21 protein-coding genes are annotated in these 21,710 nt (G+C 69.5%); 12 read left to right on the forward strand and 9 right to left on the reverse strand.

Annotated elements, in window-relative coordinates; genetic code table 11:
• The coding region (locus AAG801_RS27145; protein ID WP_341891175.1) for a TolC family protein at positions 1-738 on the forward strand (738 nt) is incomplete at its 5' end.
• Between the two features lie 132 nt (positions 739-870).
• On the opposite strand, the gene AAG801_RS27150 is transcribed toward AAG801_RS27145, so the two are convergent.
• Complete coding sequence (locus AAG801_RS27150; protein WP_101490282.1) at positions 871-1,233, reverse strand: SPW repeat protein; 363 nt, start codon at positions 1,231-1,233, stop codon at positions 871-873.
• A 145-nt stretch (positions 1,234-1,378) separates the two neighbouring features.
• Here AAG801_RS27150 and AAG801_RS27155 point away from each other — a divergent pair, with 145 nt between their 5' ends.
• The 4 genes from AAG801_RS27155 (at position 1,379) to AAG801_RS27170 (ending at position 5,698) form a co-directional block, all read left to right on the forward strand.
• Positions 1,379-1,963 (forward strand): TetR/AcrR family transcriptional regulator, encoded by a 585-nt coding sequence (locus tag AAG801_RS27155; protein ID WP_341891176.1) that lies wholly within the window; start codon positions 1,379-1,381, stop codon positions 1,961-1,963.
• Positions 1,964-2,027: 64 nt separating this feature from the next.
• Positions 2,028-4,307 (forward strand): xanthine dehydrogenase family protein molybdopterin-binding subunit, encoded by a 2,280-nt coding sequence (locus AAG801_RS27160; RefSeq protein ID WP_341891177.1) that lies wholly within the window; start codon positions 2,028-2,030, stop codon positions 4,305-4,307.
• Positions 4,308-4,334: 27 nt separating this feature from the next.
• Positions 4,335-4,802 carry a (2Fe-2S)-binding protein gene (locus AAG801_RS27165; RefSeq protein WP_101489576.1) on the forward strand — a complete coding sequence of 156 codons (468 nt, stop codon included), beginning with the start codon at positions 4,335-4,337 and terminating at the stop codon, positions 4,800-4,802.
• 164 nt (positions 4,803-4,966) lie between these two features.
• Positions 4,967-5,698, forward strand: a complete 732-nt coding sequence (locus tag AAG801_RS27170) for a GntR family transcriptional regulator (protein WP_192192799.1) — start codon at positions 4,967-4,969, stop codon at positions 5,696-5,698.
• Here AAG801_RS27170 and AAG801_RS27175 read toward each other — a convergent pair whose 3' ends face one another.
• Positions 5,699-6,565 (reverse strand): MurR/RpiR family transcriptional regulator, encoded by an 867-nt coding sequence (locus AAG801_RS27175; protein WP_341891178.1) that lies wholly within the window; start codon positions 6,563-6,565, stop codon positions 5,699-5,701.
• Positions 6,566-6,769: 204 nt separating this feature from the next.
• Between AAG801_RS27175 and AAG801_RS27180 the strand changes: the two genes are divergently transcribed.
• The 3 genes from AAG801_RS27180 to AAG801_RS27190 are packed head-to-tail and all read left to right on the forward strand — an operon-like array spanning position 6,770 to position 9,750.
• A complete protein-coding gene (locus AAG801_RS27180; RefSeq protein WP_341891179.1) occupies positions 6,770-8,104 on the forward strand; it encodes an aspartate aminotransferase family protein in 1,335 nt (444 codons plus the stop codon).
• A gap of 51 nt (positions 8,105-8,155) precedes the next feature.
• Positions 8,156-9,073, forward strand: coding sequence for a transporter substrate-binding domain-containing protein (locus AAG801_RS27185; protein WP_341891180.1), 918 nt, complete (start codon positions 8,156-8,158; stop codon positions 9,071-9,073).
• A 23-nt stretch (positions 9,074-9,096) separates the two neighbouring features.
• Positions 9,097-9,750: an aspartate/glutamate racemase family protein gene (locus tag AAG801_RS27190; protein WP_341891181.1), complete on the forward strand. Its 654-nt coding sequence runs from the start codon at positions 9,097-9,099 to the stop codon at positions 9,748-9,750.
• On the opposite strand, the gene AAG801_RS27195 is transcribed toward AAG801_RS27190, so the two are convergent.
• A complete protein-coding gene (locus AAG801_RS27195) occupies positions 9,742-10,599 on the reverse strand; it encodes a hypothetical protein (protein ID WP_192192794.1) in 858 nt (285 codons plus the stop codon). The two genes, AAG801_RS27190 and AAG801_RS27195, sit on opposite strands and share 9 nt — an antisense overlap.
• 156 nt (positions 10,600-10,755) lie before the next feature.
• Between AAG801_RS27195 and AAG801_RS27200 the strand changes: the two genes are divergently transcribed.
• A complete protein-coding gene (locus tag AAG801_RS27200; RefSeq protein ID WP_341891182.1) occupies positions 10,756-11,580 on the forward strand; it encodes an undecaprenyl-diphosphate phosphatase in 825 nt (274 codons plus the stop codon).
• A gap of 10 nt (positions 11,581-11,590) precedes the next feature.
• Here AAG801_RS27200 and AAG801_RS27205 read toward each other — a convergent pair whose 3' ends face one another.
• Complete coding sequence (locus AAG801_RS27205; RefSeq protein ID WP_341891183.1) at positions 11,591-12,400, reverse strand: IclR family transcriptional regulator; 810 nt, start codon at positions 12,398-12,400, stop codon at positions 11,591-11,593.
• Between the two features lie 112 nt (positions 12,401-12,512).
• Here AAG801_RS27205 and AAG801_RS27210 point away from each other — a divergent pair, with 112 nt between their 5' ends.
• The 3 genes from AAG801_RS27210 to azu all read left to right on the forward strand — a co-directional run bounded on the left by AAG801_RS27210 (position 12,513) and on the right by azu (position 16,408).
• Positions 12,513-13,487 carry a tripartite tricarboxylate transporter substrate binding protein gene (locus AAG801_RS27210; RefSeq protein ID WP_341891184.1) on the forward strand — a complete coding sequence of 325 codons (975 nt, stop codon included), beginning with the start codon at positions 12,513-12,515 and terminating at the stop codon, positions 13,485-13,487.
• Between the two features lie 10 nt (positions 13,488-13,497).
• On the forward strand, positions 13,498-15,855 hold the full coding sequence (locus tag AAG801_RS27215) for a cytochrome P450/oxidoreductase (protein ID WP_341891185.1): 2,358 nt from the start codon (positions 13,498-13,500) through the stop codon (positions 15,853-15,855).
• Between the two features lie 100 nt (positions 15,856-15,955).
• Positions 15,956-16,408 (forward strand): azurin, encoded by a 453-nt coding sequence (gene azu / locus AAG801_RS27220; RefSeq protein ID WP_341891186.1) that lies wholly within the window; start codon positions 15,956-15,958, stop codon positions 16,406-16,408.
• Here the strand turns inward: azu and AAG801_RS27225 are convergent.
• The 5 genes from AAG801_RS27225 to AAG801_RS27245 form a co-directional block, all read right to left on the reverse strand.
• Positions 16,401-18,164, reverse strand: a complete 1,764-nt coding sequence (locus AAG801_RS27225) for an ATP-binding protein (RefSeq protein WP_341891187.1) — start codon at positions 18,162-18,164, stop codon at positions 16,401-16,403. The genes azu and AAG801_RS27225 overlap by 8 nt on opposite strands.
• Positions 18,165-18,238: 74 nt before the next feature.
• Positions 18,239-18,943, reverse strand: coding sequence for a response regulator transcription factor (locus AAG801_RS27230; RefSeq protein ID WP_192192787.1), 705 nt, complete (start codon positions 18,941-18,943; stop codon positions 18,239-18,241).
• 113 nt (positions 18,944-19,056) lie between these two features.
• A complete protein-coding gene (locus AAG801_RS27235; protein ID WP_341891188.1) occupies positions 19,057-19,869 on the reverse strand; it encodes an SDR family oxidoreductase in 813 nt (270 codons plus the stop codon).
• A 103-nt stretch (positions 19,870-19,972) separates the two neighbouring features.
• Positions 19,973-20,353, reverse strand: a complete 381-nt coding sequence (locus AAG801_RS27240) for a YciI family protein (RefSeq protein WP_101489591.1) — start codon at positions 20,351-20,353, stop codon at positions 19,973-19,975.
• Positions 20,335-21,633 carry an RNA polymerase sigma factor gene (locus AAG801_RS27245; RefSeq protein WP_341891189.1) on the reverse strand — a complete coding sequence of 433 codons (1,299 nt, stop codon included), beginning with the start codon at positions 21,631-21,633 and terminating at the stop codon, positions 20,335-20,337. The genes AAG801_RS27240 and AAG801_RS27245 overlap by 19 nt, the downstream gene beginning before the upstream one ends.
• Between the last annotated feature and the right edge of the window lie 77 nt (positions 21,634-21,710).

Genomic DNA, 21,710 nt, shown 5'->3' on the forward strand with positions numbered 1-21,710 from the left:
CTGGAGCACGCCATCGCGATGCTGGTGGGCGTGGCACCGGCCGACTTCAGCCTGCCGCCCGCGCGCTGGACGCCCACGGTGCCTGGCGTGCCGACCGGCGTGCCCTCGACGCTGCTGCAGCGCCGGCCCGACATCGCGGCGGCGGAGCGCGCGGTGGCCGCGGCCAATGCGCAGATCGGCGTCGCGCGCTCGGCCTACTACCCGAACATCTCGCTCACGGCCTCGGTCGGCAGCAACGCGAGCCGTGTGAAAGACCTCTTCGGCTCGGCCAACACGCTGTGGGGGCTGGGCCTGTCGGTGGCGCAGGTGGTGTTCGATGCGGGTGCGATCAGTGCCAGTGTCGATGCCGCCAAGGCCGGCCACGAGGCCAGCGTGGCGCGCTACCGGCAGACCGTGCTGGCCGCGTTCCAGACGGTCGAAGACCAGCTGACGACCGGCGCCACGCTGGCGCAGCAGGAAGGCCTGCGCCGCGAGGCCACGGCAGCGGCCGACAAGACCGAGCAGCAGTTGCTCAACCGGTATCGCGCGGGGCAAGTGAGCTACACCGACGTGGTGCAGGCGCAGGCCGCCGCACTGAGCGCGCGGCGCGCGCTCGTGCAGCTTCAGGTCAATCGCCAGGCCGCGGCAATCGCGCTGATCCAGGCCATGGGCGGCGGCTGGCAGGCCGACTGGATGGGCGATGCCCGCCCGGCCGGCAACAGCACTTCAAACAGCAACGCCGCTTCCCGCACACCGTAAGGGGCGGGTGTCGCGGGCGGGCATGGGAACCTGCCTGGCCCGTCGGCCCGGTCCGGCGCGAACACCGAACCGGGCGTCGTCGCTTCGCGGCGGTGGTCGCCGCTCGGCGCTCACACTATCGCTCTCTCCCCATCACGCCGGACGGTCGATGGCACCGCCCAGGTAGTCCTTGTCGGTCACCAGGACCCAGAGGGCGAGCACCATGATCACCGCGGCAACGAGCACCGCGTTGACCAGCGCCGGCTCGACCATGCGGAAGTCGAGCAACCAGGGCGACACCGCCAGCCAGGCTGCCAGCGCCACTTCGGTCCACTCTTCCCACTGATGCGGCACGAAGGTCGCGCCCAAGGCCACGGCGCCCAGCGCGATGCCGGTCGCCACCATGGTCCACATGGCGAGCGTGTTGCCCTGAAAGCCCAGTACCCACGGCGAGACGATCAGCCACACGCCGGCGACGGCGTTGACGGGGTCCTGCCAATGCTTGACATGCTTCATGGTCATTACCTCCTGTCGCAGCACGACGCCACGACCCTCGTTTGACCGCCGCGTGACACCGTGGTTCCACGGGCTTGCGGATCGGCGTTGCGTTCCTATACTTGAGTGCGCACTCATTTAAACGAACGATGGAGACCCTCGACGCATGGCCCGGCCCCGCAGCGCAGACAAGCACAACGCGATCCTCGAGGCGGCGCTGGTCGAGTTCGGCCGGCGCGGCGTGTGGGCCACGCCGACCTCGGCCATCTCGCGCACCGCGGGCGTGGCCGAGGGCACGCTGTTCACCTACTTCGCGAGCAAGGCGCTGCTGACCGACGCGCTGTACCGCGCATTGAAGACCGAGCTGGCCGGCGTGATGCTGGCCGACTGGCCCGAAGCCGCCGACCCACGCACCCAGTTCCGCCACATCTGGGACCGCTACGTGCAATGGGGCGTGGCGCACCCCGGCAAGCTGCGCGTGCTGGCGCAGCTCAAGGTGTCCGACGAACTGAGCAACGAGAGCCGCGCCGCCGGCATGGTGCCGTTCGCGCGGCTGGAGGCGGCGGCGCAGGAGTGCATGCGGCGCGGCGAAGTCGTCGAGCGGCCGATGGAATTCCTGGGCGCGATGCTCACGGCCATGGCCGAGACCACGGTCGGCTACATCGCGCAGGCCGGTGATGACCACGAGGCCTTCGACTGCGCCGAAGCCGGCTTCGAGATGTTCTGGCGAGGCATCGCCGTGCCGCCCTGATCACCGCGACCACGGCGACACCTCCCGCACGAACGACAAGACCCCACCGAAGAAAGACCACCCCATGCCCCAACTCAAACGCCGCCACTTCGTGCTCGGCACCCTCGGGGCCGCAGGCGCCCTGGTCGTCGGCTGGGCCGCCACGCCGGCGGCGTCGCGCCTCGTGCCCGGTGCGCCACTGCCGGCGGGCAACGGACAGGTCGCGCTCAACGGCTGGGTCAAGGTGGGCAGCGACGACACGGTCACGCTGGTGATGACGCAATCGGAGATGGGGCAGGGCACCCACACCGGCCTGGCGATGCTGCTGGCCGAGGAGATGGACGCTTCGATGTCGCAGGTGCGGCTCGAGCAGGCCGGCTTCGACGCCATCTACAACAACCAGGCCATGATCCTCGACGCGCTGCCCTTCAAGCCCGGCGACGAGGGCTTCGGCAAGCGCGCGGCGCACCAGGTGGTGGGCAAGCTGCTGCGCACGATCCCGGGGCTCTCGGGCACGGGCGGCTCGTCGAGCGTCACCGACCAGTGGGGTCCGGTGCGCGAGGCCGGCGCCTCGGCGCGGCTCATGCTGGTGGGCGCGGCGGCCGCGCAGTGGCAGGTGCCCGCCAGCGAATGCCGCACCGAGGCCGGCCGTGTGCTGCACGCGGCTTCCAACCGCAGCGCGCGCTTCGGTGAGCTTGCCGCGCAGGCCGCGCAGCAGCCGCTGCCCACGGCGGTGAAGCTCAAGGCGCAAGCCGACTTTCGCGTCATCGGCCAGCCGCAGCGGCGCATCGACAACGCCGGCAAGCTCAACGGCACCGCCATCTACGGCATCGACGCGCTGCCGCCGGGCCTGCTGTACGCCAGCATCGCCATGTGCCCGACGCTGGCCGGCCGCGTCGCGCACTTCGATGCGAAAGCGGCCGAGGCGCTGCCCGGCGTGCGCAAGGTGGTGGCGCTGGAACCCGTGGCCGCGAGCCTCGTCGGCACCGGCAGCACGGCGGGCGGCGTGGCCGTGATCGCCGACACGCCGTACCACGCGATGCGCGCGCTGAAGCAGGTCGACATCACCTGGGACCACGGCCCGGCCGCGAGCCTGTCGAGCGCCGAGATGATCGACCGCCTCGCGCGCACGCTCGACACCGACGCGGGCAACGCGCGCCTCGACACCGGCGGCGTGGCGGCGGCGCTGAAATCCGCCGCGCGCACCATCGAGGTCGAGTACCGCGTGCCCTTCCTGGCGCACGCCACCATGGAGCCGATGAACTGCACCGTGCCGTTCAAGGACGGCGCCGCCACCGTCTGGGCGCCCACGCAGGCGCCGGGCTTTGCGCGCGCCGCGGTCGCCAAGACGCTGGGCATCGACGTCGAGAAGGTCACGCTGCACGTGACCTACCTGGGCGGCGGCTTCGGGCGGCGCTACTTCATCGACTTCCTGGTGCAGGCCGCGCAGCTCGCGCGCGAGGCCGGCGGCGCGCCGGTGCAGCTGATCTGGTCGCGCGAGGAAGACATGACGCACGACTTCTACCGCCCCGCCTACGTGGCGCGGTGCAAGGCCGGCTTCGACGCGGCGGGCGCGCTGGTCGCGTGGCAGACCACCAGCGCCGGCTCCAGCCTCGGTGCGCCGTCGTTCATGGACAACTCGACCGACGGCGCCTGGAACACCGCCTACGACTTCCCGCAGGCCCGCGTGGCGCACGTGCCGGTGGAGTCGGCCGTCACCACGGGCATCTGGCGCTCGGTGGCGCATTCGCAGAACGGCTTCTTCGTCGAGAGCTTCATCGACGAATGCGCCGTGGCCGCCGGCAAGGACCCGGTCGCCTTCCGCGCCGGCCTGCTCGCCAAGGACGCGCGCCATCTGGCGGTGCTCAAGCGCGTGGCCGAGCTCTCGAAGTGGGGCGAGCCGCTGGCCGACGGGCCCGATGGCACGAAGCGCGCGCGCGGCGTGGCCATTCACCGGGCCTTCGGCAGCATCGTGGCGCAGGTGGCCGAGGTGTCGGTGACGCCCGAGCGGCAGATCCGCGTGCACCGCGTGGTGTGCGTGATCGACTGCGGCCTGCCGGTGAACCCGAACCTGATCCGCCAGCAGATGGAGGGCGGCATCGTGTTCGGTCTGTCGGCGGCGCTGCGCGGCGAGATCACCGTGGCGCGCGGCCAGGTGCAGCAGACCAATTTCCACGACTACACGCCGCTGCGCATCGACGAGTGCCCGGTCATCGAGGTCGACATCGTCGCCGGCACTGGCGCCGAGGTGCCGCCCGGCGGCGTCGGCGAGCCGGGCACGCCGCCCATCGCGCCCGCCGTGGCCAACGCCGTGTTCGCGCTGACCGGCCAGCGCCTGCGCAGCCTGCCTTTGCGGCTGGCCTGACCCTCCCGGAACAAGAAGGACATCCCCATGACCACGACCACCACGCTGAAGATCAACGGCCAGACCGCCACCGTGAGCGCCGAGCCCGACACCCCGCTGCTGTGGGTGCTGCGCGGCGAGATGAAGCTCGTCGGCACCAAGTTCGGCTGCGGCAAGGCGCTGTGCGGCGCCTGCACCGTGCACCTGGACGGCGAGGCCGTGCGCTCCTGCGTCACCCCGCTCGAAGCCGTGGGCGCCCGCGAGGTCACCACCATCGAGGGTCTGAAGGGCCGGGAGGCCGACGCCCTGCGCCAGGCCTGGACCGAGGTCGACGTGGTGCAGTGCGGCTACTGCCAGAGCGGCCAGCTCATGTCGGCCTGCGCGCTGCTCAAGGCGACCCCCAAACCCAGCGACGACCAGGTCTCGGACGCCATGCGCGGCAACATTTGCCGCTGCGGCACCTACCCCCGGATTCGCGCCGCGATCCACCTGGCGGCCGAAACGGCGGGGCGGTAACGCGGAAACCGGGGCGATTGTTTACAGAAGTTAATAATTTTTCCGTAATTCTCGAAAAAGTCGCCAGAAAGGAATTTTTACGGAAATTGGGGATATGAAGCTTCGATACGCCGCCGTACCATCCGCGCGGCCCGCTTCGGGCCGCTCCCTGTTTCCGACTTTCGATGACCCCCCCAGATCCCTCGCGGACGCGCGTGCTGTCCGTGGCCGACACGCTGCGCACCCGCATCTTCGACGGTGCGATCGCCCCCGGCGCCCACCTGATGGAGATTTCGCTCGCCAATGAGCTTGGCGTGTCGCGCACCCCTGTGCGCGGCGCCATGGCGCGGCTGGCCGACGAGGGGCTGCTGGTCTACCACCCGCAGCGGGGTTTCCAGGTGCGCCGTTTCGACGCCAAGGACGTGTTCGACGCCTTCAGCGTGCGCGCCACGCTCGAAGGCATGGGCTGCCGCCTGCTCAGCGAGCGCGGCCTGGGCGGCGAGGCGCTGGCCGAACTGACGGCCATGGTCGACGAGCAGCACGCGCTGCTGCACGACAGCGGCGACTGGACCGACGAGCGCGCCGACCAGTGGCAGGACCTGAACCAGGCTTTCCACCACAAGCTGCTGTCGCTGGCCGATAACCGCTGGCTCAGCGAGGCCGTGCAGCGGGCCTGCCAGCTGCCGGTGATCTTCGACAGCCGCTCGCGCCCGCACAAGCGCGACGCCGCCATGCTGATGTACCGGCACGGCCAGGCGCTGCAGGCGCTGGAAGAGCACCGCTGCATCGTCGAGGCGCTCGGCCGGCAGGAGGCTGCCGGCGCCGAAGCCGCGATGCGCGAGCACATCAACGCCAACCGCGACCTGCTGGTGCTCTACCTGCGCCAGAGCGCCGGCCGCACCCGCGCGCTCGCCTGATCAGCCGCCGCGCGCCACCGGCGCCATGAGGTAGGCCCCCGACTCGAACAGCTGCGCCTCGGCCTGGTCGATGCGCCGGACCTCCGGCTTGCCCGCGCGGCTCGCGAGCAGTTCGACCAGCGCTTCCGTCACGGCCACGCCGGCCGCCACCGACGGGAAGAACGAGGGGCTGTGGATGGTGAAGAGCAGCGTCTCGTCCGCCAGCAGCGACAGCGGCGAGGTCACGCTGTCGGTGATCGCCACGATGCGGCAACCGGCCGCCTTCGCGGCCTGCGCCACCTGCAAGGCTTCGCGCGAGTAGGGCGCAAAGCTCGCCACCACCAGCGCGTCGCCCTTGGAGAAGGCGCGCTGCTGCATCTCGAGCGAGCCGCCCTGGCCGTCGACCAGATGCACGCTGGTGCGAAAGAGCCGGTACACGTACACGAACGAGAACGCGATCGGAAAGCACGCGCGAAAGCCCGCCGCGTGCACGGCCGGCGCCTTCTCGAGCAGCACGCAGGCCTTGAGCAGCGCCGGCCCGCTCTGCTGGTGCGTGAGCTCCAGGTTGCGCCGTTGCACCTCGAACATCTCGCCCGCGAGGCCCTGGTCGGCGGCGCGGCCCACCAGCTGCTTGGCGCGCACGCCATACTTTTCGGTGCCTAGGCCCATGTCGGCCGCGAAGGCCTCCTTGAGCTGCGGCCAGCCGTCGAAGCCCAGGTGCTGGGCGAAGCGCACCAGCGTGGCCGGCGTGCTCTGCGCGCGCGTGCCGACGTTGCGCATCGAGCCCGTGACCACTTCGTTGGGGTGGTCGAGCACGTAGCGCGCCACCTGCTGCAGGGCAGGACTCAGGTCGTTGAAGCGTTGGCGGATCAGTTCTTTGGCGTTCATCGAAATACCTTCGTGCTTCGCACTGCGGTGCGAGCTTGCTTGGGGCGGCCCGGCGCAGCGCTCATGGCGGTGTCTCTTTTCTCGGGGTGTCTGGAACGAATGTACCGGAGCAGGGAAATCCCGGGAGTTGACGGAACAAATGTTCCAAACAATAATTCGACCGAAACGTTAGTTCCAAACTCAGGCCGCCGCTTTCCCCTTGCCATGACGCACGTCTTCCACCGCCACCTTCGCCACACCCCGCCCGTTGCCGCCAGCGCGCAGGGCATGTTCGTCCGCGACGCCTACGGGCGCGAGTACCTCGATGCGTCGGGCGGCGCGGCCGTGTCTTCGCTCGGGCACGGCCACCCCGAGGTGATGGCGGCCATGCACGCGCAGATCGACACACTGGCCTACGCCCACACCAGCTTCTTCACGAGCGAGGTGGCCGAGCAACTGGCCGACGAGCTCATCGGTTCCGCCCCCGAAGGCATGAGCCACGTGTACCTCGTGAGCGGCGGTTCGGAGGCGGTGGAGTCGGCGCTGAAGATGGCGCGCCAGTACTTCGTGGAGATCGGCCAGCCGCAGCGCAGCCACTTCATCGCGCGCCGCCAGAGCTACCACGGCAACACGCTGGGCGCGCTCGCGGTGGGCGGCAACGCCTGGCGGCGCGAGCCCTTCGCGCCGATCCTCGTGCCGGCCACGCACGTCGCGCCGTGCTATCCGTACCGCGAGCAGCGCGCCGACGAGAGCGCGGAGCAGTACGGCCTGCGCCTGGCAGATGAGTTGGAGGCGGCCATCGTCGCGCAGGGCGCCGACCGCGTGATCGCCTTCGTGGCCGAGACCGTGGGCGGTGCCACCGCCGGCGTGCTCACGCCCGTGCCGGGTTACTTCAAGGCGGTGCGCGCCGTGTGCGACAAGTACGGCGTGCTGCTGATCCTCGACGAGGTGATGTGCGGCATGGGCCGCACCGGCTCGCTGCATGCCTGCGAGCAGGAGGGCATCGCGCCCGACCTGATGACCATCGCCAAGGGCCTGGGCGGCGGCTACCAGCCGATCGGCGCGGTGCTCGCGCAGCGAAAGATCGTCGAGGCCATGTCCAAGGGCAGCGGCTTCTTCCAGCACGGCCACACCTACCTGGGCCACCCGATGGCCTGCGCGGCGGCGCTCGCGGTGCAGCAGGTGATCCGCCGCGACGGCCTGGTCGCCAAGGTGCGCGAAGACGGTGTGGCTTTCGGCGCGATGCTGGCCGAGGCGCTGGGCGACCACCCGCACGTGGGCGACATCCGCGGACGCGGCTTCTTCTGGGGCGTCGAGCTCGTGGCCGACCGCGCGAGCAAGCAGCCCTTCGACGCTTCGCTGAAGGTCCATGCGCGCCTCAAGCAAGACGCGATGGCGCGCGGCCTGCTGTGCTACCCCTTCGGCGGCACGGTCGACGGCCGCCAGGGCGACCACGTGCTGCTGGCGCCGCCGTACATCGCCACGCGCGACCACCTGCACGAGATCGTCGCGCGGCTCGCGGCCTCGGTCGACGCGGTCACGCGCGGCGCGACGCGCTGAGCCACCGTCCCCCGTTCCCTTTTCTTCAACCGCCGTCCCGAGGAGCGTTCCATGCCCGAGCTTCGTCCGTCGCTTTCCATCGCCGCCGCCGCTTTCGCGCTGGCCTTTGCCGCGCTGCTGCCGACCACCGCCGCGCAGGCGCAGGCCGCCAACGACACGCTCGCCAAGATCAAGGCCAGCGGCGCCATCACCTTCGGCTACCGCGAGGCCTCGTTCGGCTTCTCGTACCTGGACGGCAACCTGAAGCCGGTGGGCTACAGCATCGAGATCTGCAACCGCATCGTCGAGGCGGTGAAGACCGAGCTGAAGCTGCCTGCCCTCGACATCAAGTACCAGGCGGTGACCTCGGCCAACCGCATTCCGCTGGTGCAGAACGGCACGGTGGACATCGAGTGCGGCTCCACCACCAACCTGGTCGAGCGCCAGTCGCAGGTGGCGTTTTCGCCGGACATCTTCCGCTACAACGTGCGCACCTTGGTGAAGGCCGATTCGGGCATCAAGAGCATCGCGGACCTGCAGGGCAAGACCGTGGTCACCACCGCCGGCACCACGTCGTTCCGCCTGCTGCGCGCGGCCGACAAGGGCCGCAGCCTCGAGGTGAACCAGCTCTCGGGCAAGGACCACACCGACTCGTTCCTGCTGGTCGAGAGCGGACGCGCGCAGGCCTTCGTGCTCGACGACATCCTGCTCGCGGGCCAGATCGCCAACGCGCGCAACCCGAAGGACTTCGTCATCACCGGCGAGAGCCTGCGCACCGAGAACCAGTCGCTGATGTTCCGCAAGGACGACCCGGCCTTCAAGGCGCTGGTGGACCGCGTGGTCTCGGGCATGATGAAGTCCGGCGAGATGGACAAGCTCTACAGCAAGTGGTTCATGTCGCCGATTCCGCCCAAGGGCATCAACATCAACTACCCGCTCAATGCTGAGACGAAGGAGGCGTTTGCCAATCCGTCGTCCAAGGGAATTTGAGCACCCCGACTTCCTCTGATTTCATGACACGCATCGCCCTCATCCACGCGCTCTCGCATTCCGTCGCCCCCATCAACGAAGCCTTCGCACGCGACTGGCCCGAGGCCGTGCGCATGAACCTGCTGGACGACAGTCTCTCGGCCGATCTCGCGCGCGACGGCAAGGGGCTCGACGCAACCATGCACGAGCGCTTCCAGCGTCTGGCGCAGTACGCGGTGGACACGGGCGCGCGCGGCATCCTCTTCACCTGCTCGGCCTTCGGGCCGTGCATCGAGGCGGTGGCGCAGCGGCATGCGGGCATTCCGGTGCTCAAGCCCAACGAGGCCATGATCGAAGAGGCCGTGCAGGGCGAAGGCCGCCTGGGCCTGATCGCGACCTTTGCGCGCACGCTGGAATCGATGCCGCCGGAGTTCCCCTCGGGCATGCCGCTCGAGCTGGCGTTGGCCGAGGGCGCGCTGGCCGCGCTCGATGCGGGTGATGCACAGCGCCACGATGCGCTCATCGCCGAGCAGGCCGCGGCACTGCGCGCGCGCGGCTGCACGCGCATTGCTCTGGCTCAGTTCAGCATGGCGCGGGCGCGTGGCGCCTGCGAGGCGGCCAGCGGCTTGCCGGTGCTGACGACGGTCGACAGCGCGGTGCGTGCGCTGCGCCGTCGCGCTTCTACCGCTTCAGTGTGAGCCGCCGTTGCCGACGACCGTGACCAGCGTGGTCATCGCCACCTGGGCCGCTTCGCCGCGGCCCAGCGGGCGGCCCGGGCCGGCGTTGCCGCTGTCGGTCTCCAGGCCCTGTGCCAGGCGCCGGTAGATGTCCGACGACGGCATGGTCGCCGCGGTGCCGAGGGCGTCGCAGTAGGTGTCGGTGAGCACGGCGGCCAGCCGTTCGCGCTCGGCGTCGGACAGCGGGGGCGCATCGGCCGCGAAGACCGACGCCACGCAGTGCATCAGGTAGGCCTGCGTTTCGAGCGAGAAGGCCTGCTGGCGCACGTAGTCTTCCACCGCGTGCCAGAAGAGGGTGTCGGAGGTGCGGCGCCAGCTTTCGAGCACCTTGCGCGACTTGGCGACCAGGTCGGCATGCGCGTCGTGCGGTTCGGCCGGGCGCAGCGCCAGGCCCTGCAGCGTGAGCGCGGCCACCGGGCCGGCCGCGCCGAGCAGGAAGCTCCAGAACTTCCAGCGCGCAAACCATTTCTTGTCGTGGGCCGGGCCCAGCGGCTCGAGCAGCCGGAAGTCGATGCACAGGGCGGCGTCGGCCTGCAGGCCGGAGGCCATGCGGTCGGCCTCCACATGGCCCTGCGCGACGATGCAGGCGCTGGCGCCGCAGCGGTCGATATCGGCCAGGCGCTGCGTCAGCTGGCGCAGCTCGTAGGCCGAGGCGCCGGTGGCTTCGGCCACGCGCAGCATGCCGTGGCACTGCTCCCGCTCCCGCTGGCAGGGGCTCTTGAGTCGGTCTTCGACATGGTCGTCGAGCGTCGAGGGGCGTTCTTCAGCGACGCAGTCCTCGAGTTCACTCCCGGTGGTGAACGTTGACATGGATGCTCCTTCGGCCGCAGGTGAATAACTGTTACCAATATGTATTAATGCGCCGACGTCGAACATCACCTGAACTAGGTATTTCCTGCGGCCGAGGGCCTGAGCAGGGCCTGACCGGAGGCCTCGCCATAATTGCCGCTCTTACAAGGAGTACGCGTGGATATCGTTTTGCTGGTCAAGGCCGCTGTCATGGGCATCGTGGAGGGTCTGACCGAGTTCCTGCCGATCTCGTCGACCGGCCACCTCATTCTTGCGGGCTCGCTGCTGGGCTTCGACGACGCCAAGGCCAAGGTGTTCGACATCGCCATCCAGACCGGCGCGATCTTCGCGGTGATCCTGGTCTATTGGCAGAAGATCCATTCGACCGTGGTGGCGCTGCCGCGCCAGCCCAAGGCGCGCCGGCTGGCGCTGAACATCGTCATCGGCTTCCTGCCCGCGGTGGTGCTGGGCCTGCTGTTCGGCAAGATGATCAAGGCGCACCTGTTCATTCCGACCGTGGTGGCGAGCACCTTCATCATCGGCGGCTTCATCATCCTGTGGGCCGAGAAGCGCCCGCCGGGTTCGGTGCGTGTCGAGCACGTGGACGACATGACGCCCTGGGACGCGCTCAAGGTCGGCCTGGTGCAGTGCTTCGCGATGATCCCCGGCACCAGCCGCAGCGGCTCGACCATCATCGGCGGCATGCTGCTGGGCCTGTCGCGCCAGGCGGCGACCGACTTCTCTTTCTTCCTGGCGATTCCAACGCTCATCGGCGCGGGCGCCTACAGCCTGTACAAAGAGCGCGCGCTGCTGTCGGTGGCCGACATTCCGATGTTCACGGTGGGCCTGGCCTTCTCGTTCATCAGCGCGTGGCTGTGCGTGCGCTGGCTGCTGAAGTACATCAGCACGCACAACTTCATTCCGTTCGCGTGGTATCGCATCGCCTTCGGCATCGTCGTGCTGGCCACGGCGTGGACCGGCACGGTGGTCTGGGCGGAATAAGCCAGCAGCTTCAGGTCGCCGCGCCCAGCAGCGCGCCGGCGGCCTTCGCCTCCCGCCGCACGGCGATGGCGATCGGCCCGTCGATCGACGGGTCGAACCCGCCCGTGGCACCCAGCGCGGTGATCACGGCGCACACCCTTCCCGCGTAGTCGTACACCGGCGCCGCCACGGCACTGATGCCGCGCAGGTAGGTGTCCTTCACGATGGCGCAGTGCGCATGCTGCACCTCGCGGCGCAGCGTGCCGATGGGGTCGGCCGCATCGAGCAGCGCACGCATGTCCGCGGTGGCTTCGGCCAGTTCCTGCTCGGCCAGCGCCACCACGCGCGACTCGTCGAGCAGGCCCAGGAAGGCGCGGCCGGTGGCCGACCACAGCATCGACATCACCGAGCCGGCGCGCACGTTCACCGTGACCGGCAGGCCCGGCTCCTCGAAACGCACGATGGTCGGGCCCTTGTTGCCCATCACCGCGACGAAGCAGGTCACCTCCAGCGATTCGCGCAGGCGGATCAGGCAGGGCTCGGCCGCGCGGATCGGGTCGGCCTGGCGCATGGCGGCCAGGCCGATCTGGATCGCCTCTGGCCCCAGGTAGTAGTGCTGAGAGGCGGTGTCCTGCCGCACCAGGCTTTCTTCCATCAGGCTCGCGAGATAACGGTGCACCTTGGCCGGGCTCTCGCCCACGTGGGTGGCCAGGGCCGTGAGGCTGCTGCGCCCGCCCAGGTGCGCGAGGCCCTTGAGCACGGCCATGCCGGTCTCGGCGGACTGCACGCGTTGGCGGCGTTCGCGGGGGGGAGAAGAAGGAGCTTCGGCAGGGGAGGTCATGTCGTCGGCATCTTAGGTGGCGGCCCAGGCGGCCGGGTAAACCCGTGGATCAATGATTACGCAATGCGTATGATAATTACGCAATACACAATATCCACTCCGGAGACACCCGATGAAGATGCACTTCGCCCGCGGCCTTGCGGTCCTGTCCCTCGCTGCCCTGGCCACCACCGCCAGCGCCCAGACTGCCTTCCCGAACAAGCCGATCCGCTGGCTCGTGCCCTACGCGGCCGGCGGCGGCTCCGACTTCCTTGCGCGCACCGTCGCCCAGACGCTGTCGACGCAAGTCGGCCAGCCGGTGCTGGTGGACAACAAGCCGGGCGGCAACACCGCCCTGGCCGCCGCCGAAACCGCGCGCGCCCCGGCCGACGGCTACACCGTGCTCTCGGCCGACAACGGCACGCTGGTGTTCAACCCGGCGCTGTACAAGTCGCTGAGCTACAGCCCGACCAAAGACCTGGCGCCCGTCACGCTCATGGGCAAGTTCCCGATGATCCTGGTGGTCGGCGCCAACTCGGGCTTTGCCACCGCCAAGGACTTCATCGCGCAGGCCAAGGCCAAGCCGGGCGGCATCAACTACGCCTCGGCCGGCGCGGGCAGCCCGCACCACCTGGCGATGGAACTGCTGAAGGTCGAGGCCAAACTCTTCATGGTCCACGTGCCGTACCGCGGCGCAGCGCCCGCGCTGGCCGACGTGGTCGGCGGGCAGCTGCCGGCCATGATGGTCGACATGGCCGCCGGCGCCGGCTTCATCAAGGGCGGCAAGGTGCGCGCGCTGGCCGTGGCCAACCCCACGCGCCTGCCGCAGCTGCCCGACGTGCCCACCTTCGCCGAGCTCGGCTACAAGAACGTCGAAGCCGCCGCGCTGGTCGGCGTGGTGGTGCCCGCGGCCACGCCGGCCGACGTGGTGAACACGCTCAACCGTCAGCTGGTGGCCGCCATCCACGAGCCCTCGGTGAACAAGCGCATGGTCGACTTCGGCGTCGAGCCCGTGGGTAACACGCCCGCGCAGTACACCGAACTGCTGAAGGCCGAGACCGCGCGCTGGCACAAGCTGATCCGCGACCTGAAGATCACGCTCGACTGAGTCTGCTGCCATGTCCGACACCGCCATGCCATCGCGCACTTCCTCGGCTTCTGGCTGCCCCGTCGCGCACGGGGCGCTCTCTGCCGAGCGCACGCCCACCGGCTGCCCCGTGAGCCAGCGCGCCGCCGAGTTCGACCCCTTCGAAGACGGCTACCAGCAAGACCCGCCCGAGTACGTGCGCTGGGCCCGCGAGCAGGAGCCGATCTTCTACAGCCCCAAGCTGGGCTACTGGGTGATCACGCGCTACGACGACATCAAGGCGGTGTTCCGCGACAACCTCACCTTCAGCCCGTCGAACGCGCTGGAGAAGATCACGCCCACGGGCGACGAAGCCAATGCCGTGCTCGCAAGCTACGGCTTTGCGCTCAACCGCACGCTGGTGAACGAGGACGAGCCGGCCCACATGCCGCGCCGCCGCGCGCTCATGGACCCGTTCACGCCCGAGGCGCTGAAGCACCACGAGCCGCTGGTGCGCGAGCTGGCGCGCAGCTATGTCGACCGCTTCATCGACGACGGCCGCGCCGACCTCGTCGACCAGATGCTGTGGGAAATTCCGCTCACCGTGGCGTTGCACTTTCTCGGCGTGCCCGAGGAAGACATGGACACGCTGCGCCAGTATTCCATCGCGCACACCGTCAACACCTGGGGCCGCCCCAAGTCCGAGGAGCAGGTGGCCGTGGCGCATGCCGTCGGCAACTTCTGGCAGTACGCCGGCAAGGTGCTCGACAAGATGCGCCAAGACCCCGACGCTCCGGGCTGGATGCAGTACGGCATCCGCAAGCAGATGCAGCACCCCGAGGTCGTCACCGACTCGTACCTGCACTCGATGATGATGGCCGGCATCGTCGCCGCGCACGAGACCACCGCCAACGCCACCGCCAATGCCGTGAAGCTGCTGCTGCAGCACCCGCAGGTGTGGCAGGAGCTGTGCGACGACCCCGGCCTCATTCCCAACGCCGTGGAAGAGTGCCTGCGCCACAACGGCTCGGTGGCCGCCTGGCGCCGGCTCGTCACGACAGACACGCAGGTCGGCGGCGTCGACCTGCCGGCGGGCTCGCGCCTGCTGATCGTCACCTCGTCGGCCAACCACGACGAAGGCCACTTCGCCGATGCCGACCTGTTCGACATCCGCCGCGACAACGCCAGCGACCACCTGACCTTCGGCTACGGCTCGCACCAGTGCATGGGCAAGAACCTGGCGCGCATGGAGATGCAGATCTTCCTGGAGGAGTTCACGCGGCGCCTGCCGCACATGCGCCTGTCGGAACAACGCTTCAGCTACGTGCCCAACACCTCGTTCCGCGGGCCCGAACACCTGTGGGTCGAGTGGGACCCGAGCGCCAACCCCGAGCGCGCCAACGCGGGCCTGCGCGACGTGCAGGTGCCCGTACGCATCGGCGAGCCGTCGGCGCACGCCATCGCGCGGCCCGTGGTGGTCGAGCGCGTGACGCCGGTGGCCGACGGCATCGTGCGGCTGCGCCTGGTGTCGCCCGACGGCAAGCCGCTGCCGCGCTGGACGCCGGGCTCTCACATCGACGTCGAATGCGGCACGCCCGAGCTGTCGCGCCAGTACTCGCTGTGCGGCGACCCCGACGAAGCCCACGCGCTGGAGATCGCCGTGCTGCACGAGCCCGAAGGCCGCGGTGGTTCGGCCTGGGTGCATGCGAACGTGAAGGTGGGCGACCGCCTGCGCATCCGCGGCCCGCGCAACCACTTCCGGCTCGACGAGTCGCTGACCAAGGCGATCTTCATCGCCGGCGGCATCGGCATCACGCCCGTGAGCGCGATGGCGCGCCGCGCGAAGGCGCTGGGCATCGACTACGAACTGCACTACAGCGGCCGCAGCCGCGCCACCATGGCCTTCGTCGACGAACTGGCCGCACTGCATGGCGAACGCCTGCACGTGCATGCAGCCGACGAAGGCCGGCGCAACGACCTGCGGGCGTTGCTCGCGACGCCCGTGCCCGGCGCACAGGTGTATGCCTGCGGCCCGCTGCGCATGCTTGAAGCGCTCGAAGACTGCTGCGCCGCATGGCCCGAGGGCGCGTTGCGCGTGGAGCATTTCGAATCGACGCTCGCCACGCTCGACCCGTCGAAGGAACATGCCTTCGAGGTGGAGCTGAAAGACTCCGGCCTCGTCATCACCGTGCCGCCCGACCAGACCTTGCTGACGGCTTTGCGCGCGGCGAATGTCGATGTGCAGAGCGACTGCGAAGAAGGCCTGTGCGGTTCGTGCGAAGTGCGCGTGCTGGCCGGCAAGGTCGATCACCGCGACGTGGTGCTCACGCGCAGCGAGCGCGATGCGAACACGAAGATGATGGCTTGCTGTTCGCGCGCGTGCGAAGGGCGCTTGGTACTCGAACTCTGAGGCTTTTCGCAGCGCGCATTGATTCATCGCAAGTGTTTCGCGGCACGCCCACCGCACAGTGGGGCGTGCCGAGTCGGCACCTCACCGAAGGAACCATGTGATGAAGACGAGAACCACCGCGGCCCTGCTTTTCACGGCGCTGCTGGCCGGCCCCGTGCTGGCCGCCACCTGCGACATCGAGATCGAAGGCAACGACGCGATGCAGTTCAACAAGACCGCCATCGCGGTCCCGGCCAGCTGCAAGCAGTTCACCGTGAAGCTCAAGCATGTGGGCAAGCTGCCCAAGGCTTCGATGGGCCACAACTGGGTGCTGAGCAAGGCGGCCGACGCGCCAGGCGTGGCGGCGGACGGCATCGGCGCGGGGCTGGACAAGGCCTATGTGAAGCCGGGCGATGCCCGCGTCATCGCGCATTCGAAGGTCATCGGCGGCGGTGAGACCGATGCCGTGAGCTTCGACGTGGCCAAGCTCAAGGCCGGCGACAGCTATGCGTGGTTCTGCTCGTTCCCCGGGCACGCGTCGCTCATGAAGGGCACGCTGACGCTGGTCAAGTAGCCGCACCGCCCAAAGGCATCAGCAGCACCACCTGCGTGTCGCCGGGCTGCGACTGCAACTGAAGCTCCGCGCCCAGGCGGCGTGCCCGCGCCTGCAAATTACGCAGCCCCGCGCCGCCGCTCACGCTGTGAACCGCGAAACCGCGGCCGTCGTCGCGCACGCTGAGTTGCAGTTCGGCGCCCGCGCGCGCCACCGTCACGTCCACGCGCCGGCCTGCGCTGTGCTTGAGCACATTGGTCAGCGCCTCCTGCAGGAAGCGCATCAGGTCCAGGCTCTGCGAGGGCGCGAGTTCGAGCGTGTCGATGCCCGAGACCTTCCAGCGGCAGTCGATGCCGTTCGCGTCGAGCAGCTGCGCGCTGCGGTAGCGCAGCGGCGCCAGCAGCTCGCCGAGTGCGCGCGCACCGTCGTCGCGGCCCGTGGCGTCGATGATCAGTCGCAGGTCGTCGCGCAGGCTTTTGAGCATCGCCAGCAGCTGCGGCGCGCTGAGGTGGTCGGGCGTGCGCTCCAGCGTGGCGATGCTGCCCACGAGCATGCCGCCGAGGCCGTCGTGCAGGTCGCTCACGAGGTTGACGCGCTCGCCGATGCGCGCGTGCGCCAGCTCGAGGGCGTGCTGCTGCGCGAGCGTGGCCGCGAGCTCGGCCTTGGCGGCGTTCACTTCCTCGATCAGCTCGGTGTTGAAGTTCTCGATGCGCTTCAGGCTCTGCACGAAGCGCCCGGCCTGCGTGAGCGCCATGCCCAGCAGCAGCACGTACGAGGACATGGTCGTGTAGTAGATGTTGCTGTCGATCACCTGCGTGAACACCAGCAGGTCGTGTGCGCCCGTGAGCGCCGACACGGCCATGAACGGCGCGAGCGAACGCATCGGGCTGCCGCGGTAACGCAGCGCATGGAAGATACCGGCGCTGTTCACCCCGATGATCGTGAGGCCGCCCACCAGGGTCCAGATCGCACGGTGGGTGGGCAGGTTCGCGGTGCCTGTAAACCACAGGTCGAGCACGCCGATGATTGCTATCGCGAACGCCGCGATTTCGAGGCGCGGCAGGCGCCGCCCGGCAAAGCGCAGCACGAACACGCCGTACGACATGCTGAAGAACAGCAACAGCGAGGTGTTGAGCGCCTGCCAGCTGTGGTTGCTGGCAAAGGGCCAGGGGCTGGTGGCGATCTGGTTGTAGCCGAACAGCAGCCACAGCACCGACATCGCGGCGAACCAGCCGTAGGCCGTTTCGCGCCGCCGCAGCAGCCACCACGCCGCGAAGAAGGCCGACACCGCCGCGCTGGTCGCCAGGCCGAACACCTGCAGGTCGCGCCGCATGAGCTGCTCGCGGCCGAACTCGGCCTGCAGGGCGGCGGGCGTGCCCAGGCTCACCGGTCCCAGCCCGGCCTGGTAGGCCGACAGGCCCGACACGCGCACCAGCAGCGTGTTGGTGCCGGCGCGCAGCTGCGGCGCGGCCAATAACCAGTAGCGCGGCGAGTTCCATGCGCGCGTGAGCGGCTCGACCAGGCTGCGGTCGCGCCAGATCGTGGTGCCGTTGAGCGACACCTCGCCGGCCATGTTCAAGTAGTGCAGCAGCAATCCCGACTCGGTCACCGGCGTGGGCTGCTCCCAGGTCAGCCGGTACCAGACCACGCCGTCGAAACCGGGCCAGCGCGTGGCCCAGCTGTCGGGCAGGGTGACGGGCGTCCAGCCGTCGGCGGGTGGGGTCGTGTCGTCCCAGCCGGTGCCGCGTGCGGCTTCGGCGCGCAGTTCGGGAACCACAGGGGTTTGTGCGTGCGCGCTGCCCGTCGAGAGCAGCAGCCACAGGGCCCACAGCAGAAGGCCCGCAAAGAAGCTCAGCGCAGCAGGCCTTGCCTTCGACCCTGGTAGATCGCCTCGGTGCGCGAGTTGACGGCCAGCTTGCGGTAGATGTTCTTGGTGTGGCATTCCACGGTCAGTCTGGAGATCGACAGCGCCTCCGCCATGTCGCGGTTGCTCATCCCTTGCGACACGAGCTCGAGGATTTTGCGCTCGCGCGGCGTAAGTGCGACGGGGGCCAGCGTCGGCTCGTCGAAAGGCGGTGGCGGGGCGGGCAACTGCGCCGCCACCCAGCCGAGGATGCGTCGCGCGATGGCCGGGTCGATCGGTGCGCCGCCTTGCTCGATGCTGCGCAGCGCGATGCTGAGCTCCAGGTCGTCGCGTTCCTTCAGCAGGTAGCCGATGGCGCCGGCACGCAGCGCGGCAAAGATCACGGCCTCGGTGCGCCAGGCCGAGATCACCACCGCGGGCACGAGCGGGCGGTGCACATGCATCCAGTCGATCAGGTCGACACCGCTGCCGTCGGGCAGGCCGATGTCCACCAGTGCCACGCCGAAATGCTGCTGCTGCTCCAGCAGCGAGCGGGCCGCGGCCACGCTGTCGGCCCAGGCGATCTGCGGCTCGTCGCAGCCCAGTGTGGAGAGCACGTACGCCAGCCGCTCGCGCATCGCCGGATCGTCTTCGACGACCAGCGCAGGGCTCAGCGAGACCACTTCAACGTCTTCCAGAAGAGGGGCAGACATAGGACGACATTTTTGAGCCGTGGTGTACGTGGTGCAACGTTTTTTCTTAAATGAAACGACTGTTTCTAAAGTTCCTATTTGTATCTTGATGTTAATTCAAAGCGCCGACAACCCTAATCGAGGATGACCCCTCCGCTCAGGTTGACTATTGCCCCCGTCATGGCCCCGGCCAGCGGCGAGGCCAGGAACACGGCGGTGGCCGCGAACTGGTCCAGCGAGGGCAGGCGTTCCACCAGCAGGCCCTCGGGCCGCTCGGCCAGCATCTGCGCGACCGTGAGCCCCATGCGCTCGGCGACCGGGCGAAACACCTCGCCGCTGTGCGAGCCCGCGGCCGCCGCCTCGGGAATGGCGTGCGAGCGGATGCAGGCGGTGCGGATGCGAAAGGCTGCCAGCTCGCCCGCCATGTGGCGCGTGAGCCCCTCCACGCCGGCGCAGGCCACGGCATGCCCGAGGTACCCGGGACCGGGTAGGCGCGAGGCGGGCGTCGACACCGACAGGATCACGCCGCCGCCGCGCGCCGCCATGTGCGGCGCCACGGCCTTGGCGGTGAGGAAGTTGCTGCGCGTGTAGGCGTGGACCGGGACGAAGTAGTCCTCCAGCGACAGCTCGGCGAGCGGCCGGCCCTGCACGTGGAAGACGCCGACCGCGTTGAACGCGAGGTCGATGCCGCCGGCCTGCTCGGCGACCTCGGCCGCGTGGCGCAGCATGGCGGCTTCGTCCAGCGCATCGACCACCGCGGCCTGCGCGCGGCCACCGGCGGCGGCGATGTCTTTCACCACCGCATCGAGCTTGTCGCGGCTGCGGCCGGTGACGAACACGCGGGAGCCTTCGCGCGCAAAGGCACGGGCTACGGCGCCGCCGAGGGCTCCGCTGCCACCGTGGATCACGGCGCAGCGGTCTTTCAAAGACAGCACGTTCGAGGGCATGGGCGTTTCTCCTTGGAGTGAGTGGCGCCCGCGACATGCAGGCGCTCGTTCCAAGGACGGCGCAGGCCCAGCTGATCCGACAGTACTGCGTGTTTTTTTCTTCTCAGACTTGCGGAATGCGCGGCGCGATCACGCCCGGGTCGTACCAGGTGACCGGACGGATCTCGAACACGCCGCCCTCGAAGTCCAGCCGCCGCGCCGCATGCCGTGCATCTTCGAGCGACTCGCACTCGACGATGTAGAGGCCCATGAGCTGTTCCTTCGTCTCGGCGAAAGGCCCGTCGGTCACCAGCGGGTGCGCGGCGCCGGCGTGCCGCACCGTGGTGGCGGTGTCGGGCATCAGGCGCAGCACGGTGCCGAGCCGGCCGGCGGCCTGCAGCTCGTCGCGCAGGTCGGTGTGGCGCTCGAGCATCTCGTCTTCGACCTCGGGCGCCCAGCCGGCTGCCGCAGCTTCGGAACCGTAGATCAGGATGGAATAGAGCATCGTTCGTCCTTTGCGTGGAGGGTGTCGGAAGCGGCGCCCGCACTCAGGCGGTCGAGCAGCAGGCGGATGTGCGCAGCCTCGGCGGCGGTGCGGGCCAGCGCGAGCGCATCGGCAAAGGCGCGGCGCGCTTCGTCGGGGCGGCCCAGCTGCGTCAGCAGCCCGCCGCGCAGGCCGTGAAAGTGAAAGTACGCCGACAGCGGCACCGCCAGCGCGTCGACCATCGCCAGCGCCGCCTCGGGCCCGCGCACCTTCGCCACGGCCACCGCGCGGTTGAGCGTCACCACGGGCGAGGGCTGCAGCCGTTCGAGCCCGGCGTAGAGCCGGTCGATCTCGGCCCAGTCGGTGTCGGCTGCGCGTGCGGCCCGTGCGTGCGTGGCCGCGATGGCCGCCTGCAATTGGTACGGCCCGATGCGGCGCTGGCGCAGCGCAGCATCGAGCAGGGCCAGGCCTTCGTCGATCGCCGCGCGATGCCAGCGCGTGCGGTCCTGGTCTTCGAGCAGCACGACCATGCCGTCGGCGTCGAGCCGCGCATCGGCGCGCGCGTGTTGCAACAGCAGCAGTGCGCACAGGCCGGCGGCCTCGGGCTCGTCGGGGAACAACTCGCACAGCAGGCGCGCGAGGCGGATCGCCTCTTCGCACAGCGCGGCGCGCACATGGGCCGTGCCGCCGCTGGCCGCATAGCCTTCGTTGAACAGCAGGTAGACCACCGCGCCCACGGCCGCCAGCCGCTCGCCGCGCTCGCGCACACCGGGCGCATCGAAGGGCAGGCCGGCCGCGGCCACGCGCTGCTTGGCGCGCGTGATGCGCTGCTCCATCGCACGCTCGCCGACGAGGAAGGCGCGCGCGATCTCCGCCACCGACAACCCCGAGACGATGCGCAGCGCCAGCGCGATCTGCTGCGCGAGCGGCAGCGCGGGGTGGCAGCAGACAAAAAGCAGGCGCAGCACGTCGTCGCGGTAATGCGATTGGTCGAGTTGCTCGGCGAGGTCGGGGTCGAGGGCCGCGTCCGCGTCGCCGTCATCGCCTCCAGGCAGCGGATCGTGCCGGTCGCGCCGCCGCAGCTCGTCGAGCGCCGCGTTGCGCCCCACGAGGATCAGCCACGCCAGGGGATCGTCGGGCGGGCCCTGCTCGGGCCAGTGCCGCAGCGCGCGCAGGCTGGCTTCCTGGAAGCCTTCCTCGGCCGTGTCCAGGTCGCGGAAGTAGCGCAGCAGCGCTGCCACCGCGCGCGGACGCGCGGCGGTCAGCGTGGTGGCGATCCAGCTCAGCTCGGTGGTGGTCATCGTCGGCGCGGTGCGTGTCGCTTCTGTTCCTTCGACGGAAGGTTCAACCCCAAGGACGCGCCAGTATGCGGCGGGCC

This window comes from Variovorax sp. YR752 (assembly GCF_943372545.1).